The 19,136-nt window shown below is 58.1% G+C and carries 17 protein-coding genes; 14 read left to right on the forward strand and 3 right to left on the reverse strand.

Features of this window, described 5'->3' with window-relative positions; translation table 11 throughout:
* Positions 1-78: 78 nt before the first annotated feature.
* The 3 genes from dapD to map form a co-directional block, all read right to left on the reverse strand.
* Complete coding sequence (gene dapD, locus G5332_RS12945) at positions 79-906, reverse strand: 2,3,4,5-tetrahydropyridine-2,6-dicarboxylate N-succinyltransferase (RefSeq protein ID WP_005338581.1); 828 nt, start codon at positions 904-906, stop codon at positions 79-81.
* 174 nt (positions 907-1,080) lie between these two features.
* Positions 1,081-3,729 (reverse strand): bifunctional uridylyltransferase/uridylyl-removing protein GlnD, encoded by a 2,649-nt coding sequence (gene glnD, locus G5332_RS12950; protein WP_421249717.1) that lies wholly within the window; start codon positions 3,727-3,729, stop codon positions 1,081-1,083.
* A gap of 84 nt (positions 3,730-3,813) precedes the next feature.
* Entirely contained in the window at positions 3,814-4,602 is a 789-nt protein-coding gene (map, locus tag G5332_RS12955; RefSeq protein ID WP_216951883.1) for a type I methionyl aminopeptidase, read from the reverse strand.
* A 371-nt stretch (positions 4,603-4,973) separates the two neighbouring features.
* Here map and rpsB point away from each other — a divergent pair, with 371 nt between their 5' ends.
* From rpsB to lpxB, 14 genes are all read left to right on the forward strand, one after another.
* Positions 4,974-5,702, forward strand: coding sequence for a 30S ribosomal protein S2 (rpsB, locus tag G5332_RS12960; RefSeq protein WP_204385178.1), 729 nt, complete (start codon positions 4,974-4,976; stop codon positions 5,700-5,702).
* A gap of 104 nt (positions 5,703-5,806) precedes the next feature.
* Entirely contained in the window at positions 5,807-6,688 is an 882-nt protein-coding gene (gene tsf, locus G5332_RS12965) for a translation elongation factor Ts (protein WP_005343781.1), read from the forward strand.
* A gap of 71 nt (positions 6,689-6,759) precedes the next feature.
* Positions 6,760-7,494, forward strand: a complete 735-nt coding sequence (gene pyrH / locus G5332_RS12970) for a UMP kinase (protein ID WP_005343782.1) — start codon at positions 6,760-6,762, stop codon at positions 7,492-7,494.
* Between the two features lie 48 nt (positions 7,495-7,542).
* On the forward strand, positions 7,543-8,100 hold the full coding sequence (gene frr, locus G5332_RS12975; protein ID WP_421172796.1) for a ribosome recycling factor: 558 nt from the start codon (positions 7,543-7,545) through the stop codon (positions 8,098-8,100).
* Positions 8,101-8,172: 72 nt separating this feature from the next.
* Entirely contained in the window at positions 8,173-8,949 is a 777-nt protein-coding gene (uppS, locus tag G5332_RS12980) for a polyprenyl diphosphate synthase (RefSeq protein ID WP_216951881.1), read from the forward strand.
* Positions 8,950-8,976: 27 nt separating this feature from the next.
* Positions 8,977-9,834: a phosphatidate cytidylyltransferase gene (locus tag G5332_RS12985; protein ID WP_026034918.1), complete on the forward strand. Its 858-nt coding sequence runs from the start codon at positions 8,977-8,979 to the stop codon at positions 9,832-9,834.
* Positions 9,834-11,030: a 1-deoxy-D-xylulose-5-phosphate reductoisomerase gene (ispC, locus tag G5332_RS12990; protein WP_005338569.1), complete on the forward strand. Its 1,197-nt coding sequence runs from the start codon at positions 9,834-9,836 to the stop codon at positions 11,028-11,030. The genes G5332_RS12985 and ispC overlap by 1 nt, the downstream gene beginning before the upstream one ends.
* Positions 11,030-12,382, forward strand: coding sequence for a sigma E protease regulator RseP (gene rseP, locus G5332_RS12995; RefSeq protein ID WP_266134120.1), 1,353 nt, complete (start codon positions 11,030-11,032; stop codon positions 12,380-12,382). Before ispC ends, rseP begins: the two co-directional genes overlap by 1 nt.
* Positions 12,383-12,416: 34 nt before the next feature.
* Positions 12,417-14,948, forward strand: coding sequence for an outer membrane protein assembly factor BamA (gene bamA / locus G5332_RS13000; protein WP_421172797.1), 2,532 nt, complete (start codon positions 12,417-12,419; stop codon positions 14,946-14,948).
* A gap of 149 nt (positions 14,949-15,097) precedes the next feature.
* Positions 15,098-15,610, forward strand: a complete 513-nt coding sequence (locus tag G5332_RS13005; protein WP_033116088.1) for an OmpH family outer membrane protein — start codon at positions 15,098-15,100, stop codon at positions 15,608-15,610.
* A gap of 3 nt (positions 15,611-15,613) precedes the next feature.
* Positions 15,614-16,633, forward strand: coding sequence for a UDP-3-O-(3-hydroxymyristoyl)glucosamine N-acyltransferase (gene lpxD, locus G5332_RS13010; RefSeq protein WP_421172798.1), 1,020 nt, complete (start codon positions 15,614-15,616; stop codon positions 16,631-16,633).
* Positions 16,634-16,657: 24 nt separating this feature from the next.
* Positions 16,658-17,119: a 3-hydroxyacyl-ACP dehydratase FabZ gene (gene fabZ, locus G5332_RS13015; RefSeq protein WP_005338559.1), complete on the forward strand. Its 462-nt coding sequence runs from the start codon at positions 16,658-16,660 to the stop codon at positions 17,117-17,119.
* 5 nt (positions 17,120-17,124) lie between these two features.
* Entirely contained in the window at positions 17,125-17,916 is a 792-nt protein-coding gene (gene lpxA, locus G5332_RS13020; protein ID WP_005338557.1) for an acyl-ACP--UDP-N-acetylglucosamine O-acyltransferase, read from the forward strand.
* Entirely contained in the window at positions 17,909-19,048 is a 1,140-nt protein-coding gene (lpxB, locus tag G5332_RS13025) for a lipid-A-disaccharide synthase (RefSeq protein ID WP_040098041.1), read from the forward strand. The genes lpxA and lpxB overlap by 8 nt, the downstream gene beginning before the upstream one ends.
* Positions 19,049-19,136 lie beyond the last annotated feature (88 nt).

A 19,136-nucleotide genomic window follows, 5' to 3' on the forward strand; every position in this document is an offset into this window, starting at 1 on the left:
GCCTCATGGCTTGCCTGTGACAGGGGCGCCAAAATGAAAAGGGCGCCATCAGGCGCCCTTTCATCACAGCAATGCTGATTACTCGTCGATGGAGCGCAGCAGGGCGTTGATGCCGACTTTGGCACGAGTCTTGGCATCGACCTTTTTGACGATCACCGCCGCGTAGAGGCTGTATTTACCGCACTTGGAGGGCAGGGAGCCGGAGACGACCACGGAGCCAGCCGGTACGCGGCCGTAGTGGATCTCGCCGGTTTCACGGTCATAGATGCGGGTGGACTGGCCGATGAAGACGCCCATGGAGATGACGGAACCTTCCTCGACGATCACCCCTTCAACCACTTCGGAGCGGGCACCGATAAAGCAGTTGTCTTCGATGATGGTCGGGTTGGCCTGCAGCGGCTCCAGTACGCCGCCGATGCCGACGCCGCCGGAGAGGTGGACGTTCTTACCGATCTGGGCGCAAGAGCCGACAGTGGCCCAGGTATCGACCATGGTACCTTCGTCAACGAAGGCGCCGATGTTGACGTAGGAGGGCATCAGCACGGTATTGGGGGCGATAAAGGAGCCTTTGCGAGCTGTTGCCGGCGGCACCACGCGCACACCCGCTTCCTTGAACTGCTCGGCGGTATAGTTGGAGAACTTGAGGGGAACCTTGTCGTAGTACTGGGCATCGTCGCCCTTGATGATGCCGTTGTCGTTGATGCGGAAGTAGAGCAGTACCGCTTTCTTCAACCACTGATGGACAACCCACTCACCGGCGATCTTCTCGGCAACCCGTGCTTTGCCGGAGTCCAGCAGGTCGATGGCTTGCAGGATGGCGGACTTGGTGGCGCTATCCACGGAGCCCGGAGTAATGGTGTCGCGGCGCTCGAAGGCCGCTTCAATGATCTGTTGCAACTCGGTCATAACAGGTTTCCTTTAAAAAATTCTGTTTGTTGTATCACACTTTTCCGACTGTTTTTAAGGGGTTGACCGGAATTCTTCCGGCCAGCGGCCATTTCTTCATCCTGTGTGCGCCAACCAGTTGTTTGGTATGGCAAAAAACGCCCGACAATCAGCCTCTTTCGAATCACTCTTCGCTTAATCCAGTACCGACTGCTGGGGATTGAGCTGGTGTACCAGTCGCTCTTCCAGCTGTTTTTGCTGCTCGGCGGTCAATGGCTCGCCATCGAGGCTGGTCAGGCTGAAAAAGTCCTCGACCCTCTCACCGAAAGTGGCGATTTTGGCGGCGTGTAGCGACAGTCCGCACTGCTGGAAAACCGCACCGATCCGCGCCAGCAGGCCGGGGGTATCGAGGGCAGTCAGCTCCATCAGGGTGTGACGGCTCTCCCCTTTAGTGGGCGAAGAGCGGGGCAGGAAGACTACCCGGGTCGGTACGCTGAACTGGCGGTGGCGGCGCGACAACGGCTTGCTGCGCAGTACCAGCTTGCCCGGCTCCTGCAGCGCTTTCTCCAGCGCCTTCTTGATGGTGGCGGTGCGGTTGGGGCTGATGGGCTCGCCGCTCGGCTCCAGCACCACGAAGGTATCGAGCACATAGTTGCTGCGCGAGTTCATGATCTGGGCGTCGTGGATGTTAAGGTTCTTCTGATCCAGCGCCGAGGCCACGGTGGCAAACAGATTCGGCGTGTCGCGGCAGTAAATAAACACCTCGCTGCCGCCGCGGGTCGGGTGTTTGCCGATGATCACCAGCGGTGCCGGATTGTCGCCATGCTTGATGATGTGGCGGCAGTGCCAGGCGATCTGCTCCGGGCTGTGGCGCAGGAAGTAGTCGGCCTTGAAGTCGCCCCAGAGCTGGTTGATCGCCTCTTCCGATACATCCCGTTGCGCCAGCAGTTGCTTGGCCTGACGCTGGTTTTCTCGAATGCGCAGCCGCATGTCGGGCGGGTTCTCCAGCCCCTGGCGCAGCGCCTTCTGGGTCGCGAAGTAGAGCTCCCGCAGCAGGGTGCCCTTCCAGTCGTTCCACAGGGTATCGTTGGTGGCGCAGATATCGGCCACGGTGAGGCAGTAGAGCAGGTCGAGATGCTGTTCGTCGCGCACCTTCTGGGCAAAATCGGTGACCACGTCGGGATCGTAGATATCGCGGCGCTGGGCGGTGACCGACATCAGCAGATGGTGGCGCACCAGCCAGGCGACCAGTCGGCTCTCGTAGCGATCGAGGCCGTGCAGCTGGCAGAACTCCAGCGCATCGACGGCGCCGAGCTCCGAGTGATCGCCGCGCCGCCCCTTGGCGATATCGTGGAACAGGGCGGCGATGCTGAGCAGCTCAGGTTTGCGCAGCCGGGTGAAGACCTCGTGGCAGAGCGGGTGGCTCTGGCGACTGGCCGGATTGGGGAACTGGTGAATGTTTTTGAGCAGCCGGTGGGTGTGCTCATCTACCGTGTAGGCGTGGAACATGTCGAACTGCATCTGGCCGACGATGAGGTTCCATTGCGGCAGATAGGCGGCGAGGATGCCGTATTTGTGCATCAGGGTGAGCGGCAGGCCGATGCCGTTGGGATGGCGCAGCAGCGCCATAAACAGGCGACGGCAGTCAGGCAAGTCCTGCAACCAGCAGTTGAGTTTGCGCCGCGCCTCGCGCAGCTGGCGCAGGGTGGCCGAGTGGATACCCGCAATCTCGGGATGCTGGGCCATCTGATAGAAGAGGCGCAGGATAGCGGCCGGTTCACGGCTGAACAGTTCCGCATCCACCGCATCGATGAGGCGGCCACGGAGCTGGAACTCGTCGGAGAGGCGGCGCACATCCATGGCGGTGTTGCCGAGGATGGCTTCGTCAAACAGCTGCAGCAGCATCTCGTTGAGCTCGGAGACCCGCCGCACCGTCTGATAGAAGCGTTTCATCATCTGTTCGACCGGAGTGTTGCCTTCCCCCTCGAACCCCAACATCTGGGCTACTGTGCGCTGGCGATCGAACAGCAGGCGGTTATCTCCCTTGTTGATGGCCATGTGCAGGGCAAAGCGCACCTTCCAGAGAAAATTCTGGCAGTCGAGCAGCTCACGATACTCGGCGCGGTTGAGAAAGCCGTGGCTGGTCATCTCGAACAAGGTGGTGGCGCCGAAGTGGCGACGGGCGACCCAGGCCAGGGTCTGAATGTCGCGCAGGCCGCCCGGATTGCACTTGAGATCCGGCTCCAGTTTGTAGGCGGTACCGAGAAACTGCTGGTGCCGCTCCGCCTGCTCTTGGCGCTTGGCACGAAAGAAGGCTTCACTTGGCCAGAAGTGCTGGGGGCCGGTGGCCTCTTTCAGTTGCCGAAAGCCCTCTTGGCGACCAGTGATGTAGCGGGCCTCGATGAGGTTGGTGGCGACCGTAATATCGGCGCGCCCCTGCTCGAGGCACTCCGCCACGTTGCGCACCGCCTGACCCACCTCCAGCTTGAGATCCCACAACAGGGTGATGAACTCGCCAATGCGTAGTCCCAACACTTCGTCCAGTTCGTCGCCGTCATAGAGGATCAGCAGGTCGATATCGGAGTGGGGGTGCAGCTCGCCGCGGCCATAGCCCCCCACCGCGATCAGGGTCAGGTCGCTCTTGTCGAAGCCAAACTTCTGCCACAGGCGGCAGAGCAACTGATCCATGTATTCGGAGCGGGTGGCAACCAGCTCGATGATGTTGTCACCGGCATCGAAACGGGCGTGCAGCCAGCCGAGAAAGCGGCTCAGGTACTCTTTGCAGTTATCGCGGGTGAGCTGATCATCGGGTAACAAATGGGGGGAAAGCAGGCTGGCGTCCATGGCATCTCACACACAAGTGGCAGGCATCTGGCTGAAACAGGCAGTAAAAACCCCGGCGCTTTTCACAAGGGCCGGGGTTCGATGTTAGCTGTGTTTGATGAAGCGGTCGATAGTGTCGTCCGGGCGCAGGGTCAGTACCTCGCAGCCATCCTCGGTCACCAGCAGGGTGTGTTCCCACTGGGCGGAGTCGCCGCCATCCTTGGTGGTCACGGTCCAGCCATCCTTCGGATTGACCTTGCAGTGATACTTCTTGCTGTTGACCATCGGCTCGATGGTGAAGCACATGCCTGCTTTCAGCTCCAGCTTGCCACTGTTGCGGTAGTGCAGGATCTGCGGCTCTTCGTGGAACTCGGCACCGATGCCGTGGCCGCAGTAGTCACGCACCACGGAGAAGCCGGCCTTCTCGACGATGGGCTGGATCACGGCGCCAATTTCGGTGATGCAGGCACCCGGACGCACCTTCTTGATGGCAGCGTAGAGGCTCTCTTGCGCAACCTTGCAGAGCTGGCGGCGCAGCGGGGTGGTTTCCCCCACGATGAACATGGCCGAGGTATCGCCGTGGTAGCCATCCTTGATAACGGTGATGTCGAGGTTGATGATGTCGCCATCACGCAGCTTCTTGTGGTTCGGGATGCCGTGGCAGATCACATCGTTCACCGAGGTACAGATGGATTTGGGGAAACCGTGATAGTTGAGCGGGGCCGGGATGGCCTGCTGCACGTCGACAATATAGTTGTGGCAGAGGGTGTTCAGTTCGTCAGTGGTGACGCCAGCTTTGACATGGGGCGCAATCATGACCAGCACATCGGCGGCCAATTGGCCGGCAACGCGCATCTTTTCAATCTCTTCCGGTGTCTTGATTTTAATGGACATGGGATCTCTCTTGGGACCTGATCGCGCATCTATCGATGTCCGGCAATCAGGTAATGAAAAATAGATGCGTTTGCAATCAGGCCAAAATTTTATCCGCAACCCCCGCGTACTTCCAGTGTGATTGTCATCACAGCGTCAAATGGCAGTCGCAACCTCCTCTGGCGGGATCCAGATTTACACCTGTTTAGAGTGTCGGCCGGTGGTGTCCTGAACAAAGTTATGGTATAAAGCGCGCCGGAATGGGGAACTTGCGTCCCGATTTCATCACCCTTACTTAAACAACACACACACATCGACACATATGCCGGGGTGCCTTAACGGGTCGGTTATATGGGATGTGTGGAGGCCTAACCCCAATATAGAGGTATAAAATGGCTAAAGTTTCTATGCGCGACATGCTGCAAGCCGGCGTTCACTTCGGTCACCAGACTCGTTACTGGAACCCGAAAATGAAATCCTACATCTTCGGTGCCCGCAGCAAAGTTCACATCATCAACCTGGAAAAAACCGTTCCGATGTTTGACGATGCCATGAACTTCATCAGCTCCGTAGCTGCCAAGAAAGGCAAGGTACTGTTCGTAGGTACCAAGCGTGCCGCGTCTGAAGCCGTAAAAGAAGCCGCTGAGCGTTGCGACCAGTTCTATGTTAACCACCGCTGGCTGGGCGGCATGTTGACCAACTGGAAAACCGTTCGTCAGTCCATCAAGCGCCTGAAAGATCTGGAAACCCAGAGCCAGGACGGTACCTTCGAGAAGCTGACCAAGAAAGAGGCGCTGATGCGTACTCGCGAAATGGAAAAGCTGGAGAAGAGCCTGGGTGGTATCAAGAACATGGGCGGCCTGCCTGACGTTCTGTTCGTTGTCGATGCCGACCACGAGCACATCGCTATCAAAGAAGCCAACAACCTGGGTATCCCGGTAGTTTCCATCGTTGATACCAACTCCAACCCGGACGGCGTTGATTACGTCATCCCGGGTAACGACGACGCTATCCGTGCCGTACAGCTGTACCTGAATGCTGCTGCTGACACCGTACTGGAAGCTCGCGAGCAGGACATCGTTGTTCAAGCCGAACAAGATGGCTTCGTTGAAGCTGAGTAATTGATAAGGTCTGCAAAGCCCTTATTAACCAAGCTGATGTAATTGGTTAGCAGGGGCCCTTGTGGCCCCTGTTTCTTGTCAATTCAAGACCGAGGATACTGGACATGGCAAACATTTCTGCCGCCCTGGTAAAAGAACTGCGCGAGCGCACCGCCGCTGGCATGATGGATTGCAAAAAAGCACTGGAAGAGGCCAACGGCGATATCGAGCTGGCCATCGAGAACATGCGTAAATCCGGTCAGGCCAAAGCCGCCAAGAAAGCTGGCCGTATCGCCGCTGAAGGTGTGATTTTCGCCCGTACCGAAGGCAACGTTGCCGTCATGATCGAGCTGAACTGCGAGACTGACTTCGTTTCCAAGGATGCCGGTTTCCTGGCCATGGGTCAGAAGATCGTCGAGATCGCAGCTACCCAGAAGATCGCAGACGTTGATGCGCTGAAAGCCGCTGATTTTGGCAACGGCGAATCCGTAGAGCTGACCATCACCAACCTGATCGCCAAGATCGGTGAGAACATGAACCTGCGTCGCGTGATGCTGGTTGAAGGTGACAACCTGGGCACCTACGTTCACGGTTCCCGCATCGGTGTTATCACCAAGCTGACCGGTGGTTCCGACGAACTGGCCAAAGATCTGGCCATGCACGTTGCAGCCAACAGCCCGCAATTCGTCAAGCCTGAAGATGTATCTGCTGAAGTCGTTGCCAAAGAGCGCGAAATCCAGATCGACATCGCCATCAACTCCGGCAAGCCGAAAGAGATCGCCGAGAAGATGGTTGAAGGTCGCATGAAGAAGTTCACCGGTGAGGTTTCCCTGACTGGTCAGCCGTTCGTGAAAGATCCTTCCATGACTGTTGCCGAGCTGCTGAAGAAAGAAGGCGCTGACGTTGTCTCCTTCACCCGTTTCGAAGTGGGCGAAGGCATCGAGAAGCAAGAGACCGATTTCGCTGCTGAAGTTGCAGCCCAAATCGCGGCCGCTCAAAAGGCCTAATCGAACCGGTTTTTCCGTTTCCCCAGACCGCGACTTATGTCGCGGTCTTTATATGACCAGGAATCAGTGACATGAGTACCAATCCCAAACCTGCATACAGACGTGTTCTTCTGAAGTTGAGTGGTGAAGCCCTGCAAGGATCCGAGGGTTTCGGCATTGATCCGGCAGTGCTGGAGCGGATGGCCCAAGAGATCAAAGAGCTGGTTGAGCTGGGTGTTCAGGTCGGTCTGGTCATCGGTGGCGGCAACCTGTTCCGTGGTGCCGGTCTTGCCAAGGCGGGCATGAACCGCGTGGTGGGCGACCACATGGGTATGCTGGCAACCGTGATGAACGGTCTGGCCATGCGTGATGCTCTGCATCGTGCTTATGTGAATGCCCGTCTGATGTCTGCCATTTCCCTGCAAGGGGTTTGTGATTCCTACAGCTGGGCCGAGGCAATCAGCCAGCTGCGTGCAGGCAAAGTGGTGATCTTCTCTGCCGGTACTGGCAACCCCTTCTTCACTACCGATTCTGCGGCTTGCCTGCGCGGGATCGAGATCGAAGCCGATGTAGTGCTCAAGGCCACCAAGGTTGATGGTGTATACAACGAAGATCCAGTCAAGAATCCGGATGCCGTGCTGTACCATGAATTGAGTTATGATGAAGTTCTTGAAAAAGAGCTCAAGGTGATGGATCTTGCTGCTTTTACTCTGGCACGTGACCATGATCTGCCGATCCGGGTGTTCAACATGAACAAGCCGGGCGCTTTGCGCCGGGTTATCATGGGTGAGCCGGAAGGTACCCTGATCCATTACGTCAGCAAATAATATAGATGCGAGCCGCATGGCGGCTCGTTCGCCAAAAGGAAAACCGCTGTGATCAACGAGATTAAAAACGACGCCAAGGAGCGTATGGGCAAGAGTGTCGAATCACTCAAGACCCAGATGTCCAAGATCCGTACTGGCCGTGCTCACCCGAGCCTGCTCGACGGCATCCAGGTTGAGTATTACGGTGCTGCCACTCCGCTGAAACAGTTGGCCAACGTCGTGGCAGAAGATGCTCGCACCCTCTCCATCTCCATTTTTGACCGCTCCATGATCCAGGCGGTAGAGAAGGCGATCCTGACCTCCGATCTGGGCCTGAACCCCTCCAGCAATGGCCAGACCCTGCGCGTGCCGCTGCCGCCGCTGACCGAAGAGCGCCGTCGCGACCTGACCAAGATCGTCCGTGCCGAAGCGGAAAACGCCCGTGTTGCCGTGCGCAACATTCGCCGCGATGCCAACGCCGACCTGAAAGCGCTGCTGAAGGACAAAGAGATCTCCGAAGACGACGACCGTCGCGCCCAGGAAGAGATCCAGAAACTGACTGACTCCTACATCAAGCTGGTCGATGAGGCCCTTGCCGTAAAGGAGAAGGAGCTAATGGAAATCTAACCGTCTGAAAGGTATATTACGAGCGCCGTGTAGTGCCCCTGCACGGCGCTTTTGTCTTTGTGGGAGAAAACCATGTCGCTTTTGGCTGCGTTGGGTGATTGTGCCAACTCGTCTTTACCCCGTCACGTCGCCATCATCATGGATGGTAACGGTCGCTGGGCCCAGAACCGAGGCAAGATGCGGGTTTATGGCCACAAGGCGGGCGTCAAGTCAGTGCGCGAGGCCGTTACCTTTGCTGCGCGAGCCAAGATCGAGGCATTGACCCTGTTTGCATTCTCCAGCGAAAACTGGCGTCGTCCGGAAGGGGAAGTCAGCGCCTTGATGGAGCTGTTCATTACCGTGCTGGGCCGCGAGGTGAACAAACTTCACAGTCACGGGATCCGGCTCAGGGTGATTGGCGATACCGCTCGCTTCAGTGATCGGTTGCAGGCCAAAATCGCCAAGGCGGAAGCCTTGACCGCCAATAACAAGGGATTGACCCTGAATATTGCGGCCAACTATGGCGGCCAGTGGGATATCGCTCAGGCGGCTCGCAAGCTGGCCCGCGCGGTTGTTGCCGGTGAACTGGCCGCCGATGACATCGATGAATCCATGCTTGGTCGCGAAGTGTGTATGGCCGACCTGCCGCCGGTGGATCTCCTGATCCGTACCGGTGGCGATCATCGCATCAGCAACTTTGTGTTATGGCAGCTCGCCTATGCAGAGCTCTATTTTACCCCGGTATTGTGGCCCGATTTCAACGAGGCCGAGTTCAGTGAGGCGGTTGCCTCTTTCGTTGCCCGCGAGCGTCGCTTCGGTTGCACGGGTGAACAGATACGGGAATTGATCGCCGAGCAGCAGACCGGCTAAACCCCGCTCCCAAGAGAGAGGTTTCTTTTGCTAAAACAACGAATTATTACTGCTTTGATGTTGATCCCCCTGGTGTTGGGGGCGCTCTTCTTTCTGCCATTGAAATTTTTTGCCCTGTTGGCAGCGCTGGTGTTTTTGTTGGCCAGTCGCGAATGGAGTGGGTTTGTCTCTGCTGCTCCGCAGCAATGGTTACCCATCGTATTTTGTCTGTTGCTCGGTGCCAGCCTCTTTTGGCTGCCGGTGGAGCAACTCTGGACGCCTCACCTGCACCCCCTGGTGATGGGCGTGCTCTGGACCGCGGTAAGCTGGTGGCTGCTGGGTCTGCTGCTGGTGCTGCGCTATCCCCAAAGCGCCAAGCTGTGGAAAGAGTCTATCTGGCTCAAGTCGCTGTTTGGTCTGGTGACTCTGGTTCCCTTCTTCTGGTCGCTGGTCGCCATCCGTGGTTACAACTTTTACCATGACCCCATGATGGGGGCCTGGATCCTGTTGTTCGTGATGGGACTGGTCTGGGCGGCAGATTCTGGCGCGTATTTTTTCGGCAAGGCGTTCGGTAAGCACAAGCTGGCACCGGCTGTGAGTCCGGGCAAAACCATCGAAGGGATGTGCGGCGGCCTCTTTACCGCCAGCCTGCTGGCCATCGGTGTCACCTGGTCGATGGGATTTGTTCCTGCCAAGATGATCACCGTGCTGTTTTGCTCTCTGCTGGCGGTGCTAGCCTCCGTACTCGGCGATCTGACCGAAAGCATGTTCAAGCGCGAGGCGGGCATCAAGGACTCCGGCACCCTGTTGCCGGGTCATGGCGGCATTCTCGACCGGATCGACAGCCTGACCGCCGCCCTGCCGGTGTTTCTGCTCAGTTATCTGCTACTCAGTCAGGAGTTTTGATGCACAAGTCACTGGTTATTCTGGGGGCCTCTGGCTCCATTGGTCAGAGTACCTTGAAAGTGCTGCGCCATAACCCGGGCAGTTGGCAAGTATTGGCGTTGACCGCCGCCCGCAACGTGGATGCCATGTTGCGGGACTGCCTCGAATTCTCCCCCCGTTTTGCCGTGATGGTCGATGAGGATGCCGCCCGTGAACTGGCTGCCCGTCTGAAAGCGCACGGCAGTGCGACCCGGGTCATGTCTGGTGCAGCAGCCCTCTGCGAGGTTGCCGCTCACCCCGACGCCCATAGCGTGATGGCCGCCATTGTGGGGGCGGCCGGACTGGCCCCGACCATGGCTGCGGTTCGTGCCGGAAAGCGTATTTTGCTGGCCAACAAGGAGGCGCTGGTGATGTCCGGTGCTTTCTTCATGGAGGCCGTGCGCGAGCATGGCGCCGAGCTGCTACCCATCGACAGCGAACACAATGCGATCTTCCAGTGTCTGCCGACTGCCGTGCAGCGCCAGCCCGGTTTTTGCGATCTGGCGGCGGCGGGGATCAGCAAGATTTTGCTGACCGGTTCCGGCGGTCCGTTCCGTTACACCGAGATCAGCGAGCTGGCGAAGGTGACGCCGGCGCAGGCCATCGCTCATCCCAACTGGTCGATGGGGGCCAAGATTTCGGTCGACTCCGCCACCATGATCAACAAGGGGCTGGAGTACATCGAGGCGCGCTGGTTGTTCAATGCGGCGCCCGAGCAGATCCAGGTGGTGATCCACCCGCAGTCGGTGATCCACTCCATGGTGCAGTATAAGGATGGCTCCGTGCTGGCCCAGCTTGGCAATCCGGATATGTGTACCCCCATCGCCCATGCGCTGGCTTATCCCAATCGCATCCCCTCCAGTGTGGAACCTTTGGATTTCTTCAGTGTCGGAGAGTTCAGCTTTATCCGGCCTGATTATGATCGCTACCCCTGTCTGGCGCTGGCCATCAATGCCTGCCAGAAGGGACAAGCGGCGACCACTGCGCTCAATGCGGCCAACGAGGAGGCGGTTGCCGCCTTCCTGGCCGGGCGCATCGGTTTTATGGATATTGCCCGGATCAACGAGGCAGTGATGCTGGCGCTGGAGAGCAGCGCCGTCGGCTCGCTCGATGATCTGTTTGCCCTGGACGGTGCGGCAAGAGCCCGTGCTCACACTTTGATTGAGGAGCTTGGCTGATGGGCGGTGTGTTGTGGAATATCGGTGCTTTTGTTGTTGCGCTGGGCCTGCTGGTCGCGGTGCACGAGTTTGGTCACTTCTGGGTGGCCCGTCGTTGTGGCGTCAAGGTTGAGCGCTTCTCCATCGGTTTTGGCAAGGCGATCTGGCGCCGGATGGGTAAAGATGGCACCGAATATGTGCTGGCGCTGATCCCGCTCGGTGGTTACGTCAAGATGCTCGATGGCCGGGTCGATGAACTCAAGCCCGGTGACGAGCAGTATGCCTTCAACCACAAGAGTGTCTGGGCGCGGATGGCGATTGTCGCCGCAGGTCCCATGGCCAACTTCGTCTTTGCCCTGTTTGCCCTCTGGCTGATGTTTATCATCGGGGTGCCGAGCGTCAAGCCGGTGATCGGTGAAGTGCGTCCGGCATCCATCGTGGCCGAGGCGGGTGTGCTGCCCGGGATGGAGATTGTCGGGGTCGGCGATGAGCTGACCGGTGACTGGGAGAGCGTCACCTACGCTCTTATAAGTCATCTGGGTGATGATGCAGTGACTCTCAAGGTGCAGGCACCCAATACCAGCTATGCCACCGATAAAACCTTGTCGCTGACCGGCTGGACCTTCGATCCGGATAAAGAGTCGCCTATCGGCAGCTTGGGGATCGTCCCCCTGAGTGGCAAAGTGCTGCCAGTCGTGGCTGCAGTGGTGGCCAAGAGTGCCAGTGAAAAGGCGGGGCTGCAGGTCGGTGACCGTATCAAACAGGTCGGCGATCAGCCTATTACCGCGTGGGCCCAGTTTGTCGAACTGGTGCAGCAGGCACCGGGCGAACCCCTTCAAGTGGTGGTTGAGCGCAACAACAGTGATCTCAACGTGACCCTGACCCCGGATAGCCGCAAGGTGCAGGGCAAGCTGGTGGGATTCGTCGGTCTCTCACCGCAACTGGTTCCATTACCGGATGAATATCGAATTCTGTTACAGTATGGGCCTTTGCAGGCGCTGTGGCATGGCGCGGACAAAACCTGGAGCCTGATCACGCTCACCTTTGACATGATTGGCAAGTTGATTGGTGGCATCGTGTCGCTGGACAACCTGAGTGGCCCCATCTCCATTGCCAAGGGCGCCGGCAGCAGTGCCGACTATGGTCTGGTCTATTTCTTGAGTTTTCTGGCGCTGATCAGCGTCAATCTGGGGATTATCAATCTGTTCCCCCTGCCGGTGCTTGATGGTGGCCATCTGGTCTATTTCCTGATCGAAGCGGTCACCGGCAAGCCGGTATCAGAGAAAATACAGGAAGTGGGTTTCAGGATCGGTGCCGCCATTCTGATGTTATTGATGGGCATTGCGCTGTTTAACGATTTCGCTCGCCTCTGAGGCCAGAGCATCAACAAGGACACATAAGAACAAAATGGCTGTTAAAAAAGCATTGGTGTTGAGTTGCCTGCTGGGTGCCAGTTTCCTGGCCCAGGCGGCCCCTGCCTCTTTTGTGGTGCAAGATATCCAGGTCGAAGGTCTGCAACGGGTGACCCTGGGTGCCGCACTGTTGAACCTGCCGATCCGGGTCGGTGATACCGTCGACTCCGTGGCTCTGGCCAGCGCCATCAAAAAGCTCTATGCCTCGGGTAACTTCGAGGATGTGAAGGTTTACCGTGATGGCCAGGTGCTGCAGGTGATGGTCAAGGAGCGTCCAACCATCTCCAGCATCGAGTTTGCCGGCAACAAGGATATCAAAGAGGAGCAACTGACCCAGAGTCTGGAGTCCTCCGGTATTCGTGTGGGTGATCCGCTGGATCGCACCGTACTCACTTCCCTCGAGAAGGGACTGGAAGATTTCTACTATGGCGTGGGTAAATACTCCGCCAAGGTCAAGGCCATCGTCACCCCGTTGCCGCGCAACCGGGTCGACCTCAAGTTCACCTTCGTGGAAGGGGAAGCGGCCAAGATCCAGCAGATCAACATCGTCGGCAACAGCGTCTTCCCTGAAGAGAAGCTGATTGCCCAGCTCTCCCTGCGCGACGAAGTGCCCTGGTGGAACTTCACCGCCGATCAGCGCTATCAGAAGCAGAAACTGGCCGGTGATATCGAGACCCTGCGCTCCTACTACATGGACCGCGGCTATATCCGCTTCCAGCAGGAGTCTACCCAGGTCTCCATGACCCCCGACAAGAAGGGCGTCTACGTCACGCTCAACATCAAGGAAGGGGATCAGTACAAGGTCTCCGGCGTCCAGCTCAAGGGTGACCTGATCGATCGCAGTGGCGAGATGAAGGGATTGATCCCGATTGCTGCCGGCAGCACCTACTCTGCCAGTCAGGTGACTCATACCGAAGAGGTGCTCTCCAAGTTCCTCGGCCGTTACGGTTATGCCTATCCGAAAGTGGTCACCTTCCCGCAGGTCAATGACAAGACCAAGGAAGTTGAGCTGATCGTCAACGTTGAGCCGGGCCCCCGTGTCTATGTGCGCAACATCAACTTCAGCGGTAACGCAACCACCGAAGATCAGGTGTTGCGTCGCGAGATGCGCCAGATGGAAGGCACCTGGCTCTCCTCCGACAATATCGAGCAGTCCAAGAGCCGTCTCAACCGCCTTGGCTACTTCGAGAGCGTTGAAGTGGACACCAAACGGGTGCCGGGCAACGATGACCTGGTTGACCTCGACTTCAAGGTCAAGGAGCAGCCAGCGGGTTCCATCAATGCCGGTATCGGTTACGGTACCGAGTCGGGTCTGAGCCTGCAGGCGGGGATCTCCCAGGACAACTTTATGGGTACCGGTAAAAAGGTCTCCATCAATGCCAGCACCAACGACTACTCCAAGAACGTTGACCTGAGCTACAACGACCCCTACTTCACCGTGGATGGTGTCAGCCTGGGTGGTCGGGTCTACTACAACCAGTTCCGCGCCGATGATGCCGATATCGTCGATTACGAGAACGAAACCATCGGTTTCCGTCTCTCCAGCGGCTTCCCGGTCAACGAGTTCAACCGTCTCGACTTCAGTACCGGTATCGAGAGCACCAAGCTGAGCCGTCCGTCATTCAATGCCCAGAACTATCAGGAGTGTCTGAAGGACAATCCGGATACTGATGGCAATACCTACTGCTGGGATCAGTGGAATGATAACCGCCAGTCGGTACAGATGGATCAGTTCTGGAATGCTTACTCACAGGATGGTTCCAACCTCGACTTTGTGACCGTTGATGTCACCGCTGGCTGGACCCGCTCTACCCTGAACAAGGGGATGTTCCCGACTTCTGGCGATCGTCAGCGTATCAACGCCAAGGTGACCGTGCCGGGCATGGAGCTGCAGTACTACAAGCTCTCTGCCGAAGATGCCCACTACTTCCCGCTCGATGCGGATCACAGTTGGGTAATGATCGGCAAGGGTCGTGTCTCCTACGGTAACGGCTATGGCGATGACTCCATGCTGCCGTTCTTCGAGAACTACTATGCCGGTGGTTTCGATACAGTACGCGGCTTCAAGAGCAATACCATTGGTCCCAAGGCGATCTACAAGACCTACAACAAGCCGGGTGCTGGTAGTTGCACGGGTTCTCAGCCGTGTGAAACTGGCTACTACGAAGGTTCCGACACCTCGGTGGGTGGTAACGCTCTGGCCGTCGCTTCACTGGAGCTGGTCTTCCCGACCCCGTTTGTTTCCGAGACCTATCGTCCGCAGATCCGTTCCACCGTCTTTATGGACGCAGGTACCGTCTGGAGCACTGATTTTGCCAACGGAGCATATCCTTGCGCCGCCGGTTCTGATTGCAACTATCTGAGTCAGGACTACTCCAACCCGGGCAATATCCGGGTCTCTGCCGGTGTCTCCCTGCAGTGGCTCTCGCCGATGGGCCCGCTGGTGTTTGCCTTGGCCAAGCCGATCAAGAAATATGAAGGGGATCGCACCGAAGTCTTCTCCTTCAACATCGGTCGTACTTTCTAAGCAGAGTTTCGCCCCCACCCATGCGGTGGGGGTCTTCAATGATGGGACGCGCGGTATGCGTGCCTCACCAGGTAACAAGACGGTCCTAACGCCGCTTGCATAATCGGGTAAATCAGGTAGCCCTCGCCATGAGGGAACAAGGAGTAAGTGTGAATAAAGCGTTGAAAGTAGCTGGTTTGAGCTTTGCACTGATGGCTGCCGGCATGGGTTCTGCCTTCGCTGAGACCAAGATTGCCGTGGTCGACATGGGCGAAGTGTTCCAAAAGCTGCCCCAGCGTGAAGCCGTTGCCGCCAAGCTGAAAGGCGAGTTCGAGCCGCGTATGCGCGAGCTGCAGAAGCTGGAACAGGAAGGCCAGAAGCTGGTCGAGAAGTTCCGCAAGGATGAGGCCTTCATGAGCGCCGAGCAGAAGAAGCAGAGCCAGGAGAAGCTAGCCAAGCTGCAGATGGAGTTCAACCAGAAGCGTCAAGCCTTTGAGCAGGACAACGGCCGCCGTCAGTCCGAAGAGCGCAACAAGATCCTGACCAAGGTACAGGCTGCCATCGATTCCATCGCCAAGAGCAATGGTTACGATCTGGTGCTGGAGCGCAATGCCGCCCCGTATGCCGCCAGCAAGCTGGACATCTCCGGCCAGGTTATTTCTCAGGTAAGCAAGAGCAACTAATTGATGGCATTCACTCTCGCACAGCTGGCCCAGCAACTGGGGGCCCAGGTCCATGGCGACGGAACCCTGGAAATCCGCAAGGTAGCGACACTCGAAAAGGCCGGGGAGGGTGAGATTACCTTCCTGTCCAACAAGAAGTACCGGCACTATCTGGAGCAGAGCAAGGCGACCGCCGTGCTCATTACAGAAGCGGATCTGCCATTTTGTCCCACCAATGCCCTGGTGCTCAAAGACCCCTATGTGGGCTTTGCCCGGGTAGCCCAACTGCTGGACACCACCCCGCAGCCGGCCATGGATATCCATCCGAGCGCCGTTATCGCGGCTGACGTGCAACTGGGCGAGAGAGTGGCCATCGGTGCCAATGCAGTGATCGAATCCGGCGTTGTGCTGGGTGACGATGTCCGCATTGGCCCGGGTTGTTTCGTTGGCAAGAATACCCGGCTGGGAGCCCGCTCCCGGCTGTGGGCCAACGTCACCCTCTATCACAATGTGACCATGGGCACCGACTGTCTGGTTCAATCCGGCACAGTGATCGGGGCCGATGGTTTCGGTTATGCCAACGAGCGTGGCGAGTGGATCAAGATCCCCCAGCTCGGCGGTGTGACCATTGGCAACCGGGTCGAGATCGGTGCCTGTACCACCATTGACCGCGGTGCGCTGGAAGATACCCGCATCGCTGACAACGTCATCATCGACAACCAGTGCCAGATCGCCCACAACGTGGAGATCGGTTACGGCACCGCCGTGGCGGGCTCCACAGTGATGGCTGGTAGTCTCAAGGTCGGCAAATACTGTATCATTGGCGGCGCTTCCGTCTTTAACGGGCATATGGAGATCTGCGACCAGGCCACCGTTACCGGTATGGCCATGGTGATGCGACCCATTACCGAGCCCGGTGTCTACTCTTCCGGCATCCCTCTGCAAACCAATAAAGAGTGGCGCAAGACCGCCGCCCGGGTGATGCGTATCGAAGAGATGCACAAGCGGTTAAGCAAGCTTGAGAAGAAGCTGGATCAAGAATAATCACGATTGGTATAGGGTACTGTTTTGACTACTGAAAAGAAGAGCCTGGGTATCCAGGAAATCATGGATCTGCTGCCCCACCGTTATCCGTTTCTGATGGTGGATCGTGTAGACGACTACGAGATCAGCGATGAGCGCAAAACCCTGCGCGCCATCAAGAACGTCTCGTTCAACGAGCCGATCTTCCAGGGGCACTTCCCGGCCAAGCCGGTGTTCCCTGGCGTACTGATCCTGGAAGCGATGGCACAGGCCACCGGTATCCTGGCCTTTACCATGGTGGGCAAGCCGTCTCCCAACGAACTCTACTATTTTGCCTCAATCGACAACGCTCGCTTCAAGCGTCCGGTCGGCCCCGGTGACCAACTGGTGCTCGACGTGGAGTTCCTGAAAGAGCGTCGCGGTATTGCCAAGTTCACCGGTGTCGCTACCGTCGACGGTGAAGTGGTCTGTACCGCCGAGCTGATGTGCGCCAAACGCGAGGTTTAACACACGTGATCGACCAGACTGCCATCATTCACGATACTGCCATCGTCCATGAGTCTGCCGTGATCGGTAAAGGGGTTGAAATCGGCCCCTTTTCTGTCATCGGCGCCGAGGTGGAAATCGGTGACAACACCTGGGTAGGTTCCCATGTGGTGATCAAGGGCCCGACCAAGATTGGTCGCGGCAACAAGATCTTCCAGCACACCTCCATCGGTGAGGATTGCCAGGACAAGAAGTACGCCGGTGAGCGCACCTTCCTCGAGATTGGCGACAACAACGTCATTCGCGAGAACTGCACCTTCCACCGCGGTACCATTCAGGATCAATCCCTGACCAAGGTGGGCAGCGGCAACCTGTTCATGGTCAACGTCCACGTTGCCCACGACTGCATCATTGGTGACAACTGCATCTTCGCCAACAACGCGACCCTGGCTGGCCACGTGGTGATCGGTGATTTCGTGATCTTTGGTGGTCTATCCGCCATTCACCAGTTCGGCCGCGTCGGTTCCCATGCCTTCGTCGGTGGCTGCGCCGCCCTGAACAAGGACGTACCGCCTTACGTGATGGCTGCCGGCAACTACGCCAAGCCCTTCGGGGTGAACTCCGAAGGTCTGCGTCGCCGCGGTTTCAGCGCCGAGGCCATCTCTGCCGTCAAGCGTGCCTACAAAGAGATCTTCCGCTCCGGCAAGACCATCGAAGAGGTGCTGCCGGTGCTGATCGAGATGGCGCAAGCCGAACCGGCTGTCCAGCTCTATGTGGACTTCCTCAAAGACAACGAGCGCGGGATCATCCGTGCCTGATCCGGTTCGTATCGGTATCGTCGCCGGAGAGGTCTCCGGCGACATTCTGGCTGCCGGTCTGGTGCGCGAGCTGCAGGCCCGCTACCCGGATGCGCAGTTTGAAGGGATCGCCGGGCCGCGGATGCAGGCCCTCGGCGTCAAGGCCCTGTTCGAGATGGAAGAGCTCTCCGTCATGGGGATCACCGAGGTGCTGGGCCGTCTGCCGCGCATCCTCAAGGTCCGTCGCGAACTGTTGCGCCACTTTATTGCCAACCCGCCCGATATCTTTATCGGCGTGGATGCACCGGATTTCAATATCGGAGTGGAGCTGAAACTGCGCCGCGCCGGTATCAAGACGGTTCACTATGTCAGCCCCTCGGTGTGGGCCTGGCGTCAGAACCGCATTCACAAGATCAAGGCCGCTACCGACATGGTGCTCGCCTTCCTGCCGTTCGAGAAAGCCTTCTACGACCGCTTCGACGCCCCTTGCCGTTTTGTCGGTCACACCATGGCGGATGATATTCCGTTGGTGCCGGATCAGGCTGCCGTGCGTCGTAATCTCGGTATCGATGCCAATCGCCGCTGGCTGGCGGTGCTGCCGGGCAGCCGAACCGCAGAAGTGGGCTTTATGTCTCCCCTGTTTCTCGAGGCGTGCAAACACCTGACGGTGCGCTATCCGGATCTCGGCTTCATCGTGCCGCTGGTCAACCAGAAACGGCGTGAGCAGTTTATGGCCATCAAGGCCGAGGTAGCGCCGGGTCTCGACATGGTGCTGCTGGAAGGGCAGGGCCGCGAGGCGATGATCGCCGCCGACGTGGTGATGCTGGCCTCTGGCACCGCAGCGCTCGAAGCCATGCTGGTGAAAAAGCCGATGGTGGTGGGCTACAAGCTCAAGCCCTTCAGCTACTGGCTGGCCCAGCGACTGGTGAAGACCGAATTTGTCTCTCTGCCCAACCTGCTGGCCGGTCGCATGCTGGTGCCGGAACTCATCCAGCACGAGTGCACCCCGGAGAATCTGGTGGAAGAGGTGAGCAAGTACTTCGAGCACGACAACAGTGCGCTGGTCAATACCTTCACCGAGCTGCACCAGCTGATCCGCTGCAATGCCGACTCGCAGGCCGCCGATGCGGTGGCGGATCTGCTCGGCAGATAACGCTATTTCGGACCGTCGATTGCGCCGCGCTACCCGTTCATCCTTTTCGAGCGGTAATGCTGCGCCAGTCGACCCCTGTCAGGCCCCA

Source organism: Aeromonas sp. 603757, assembly GCF_049171255.1.
Lineage (GTDB): Bacteria > Pseudomonadota > Gammaproteobacteria > Enterobacterales > Aeromonadaceae > Aeromonas > Aeromonas veronii_A.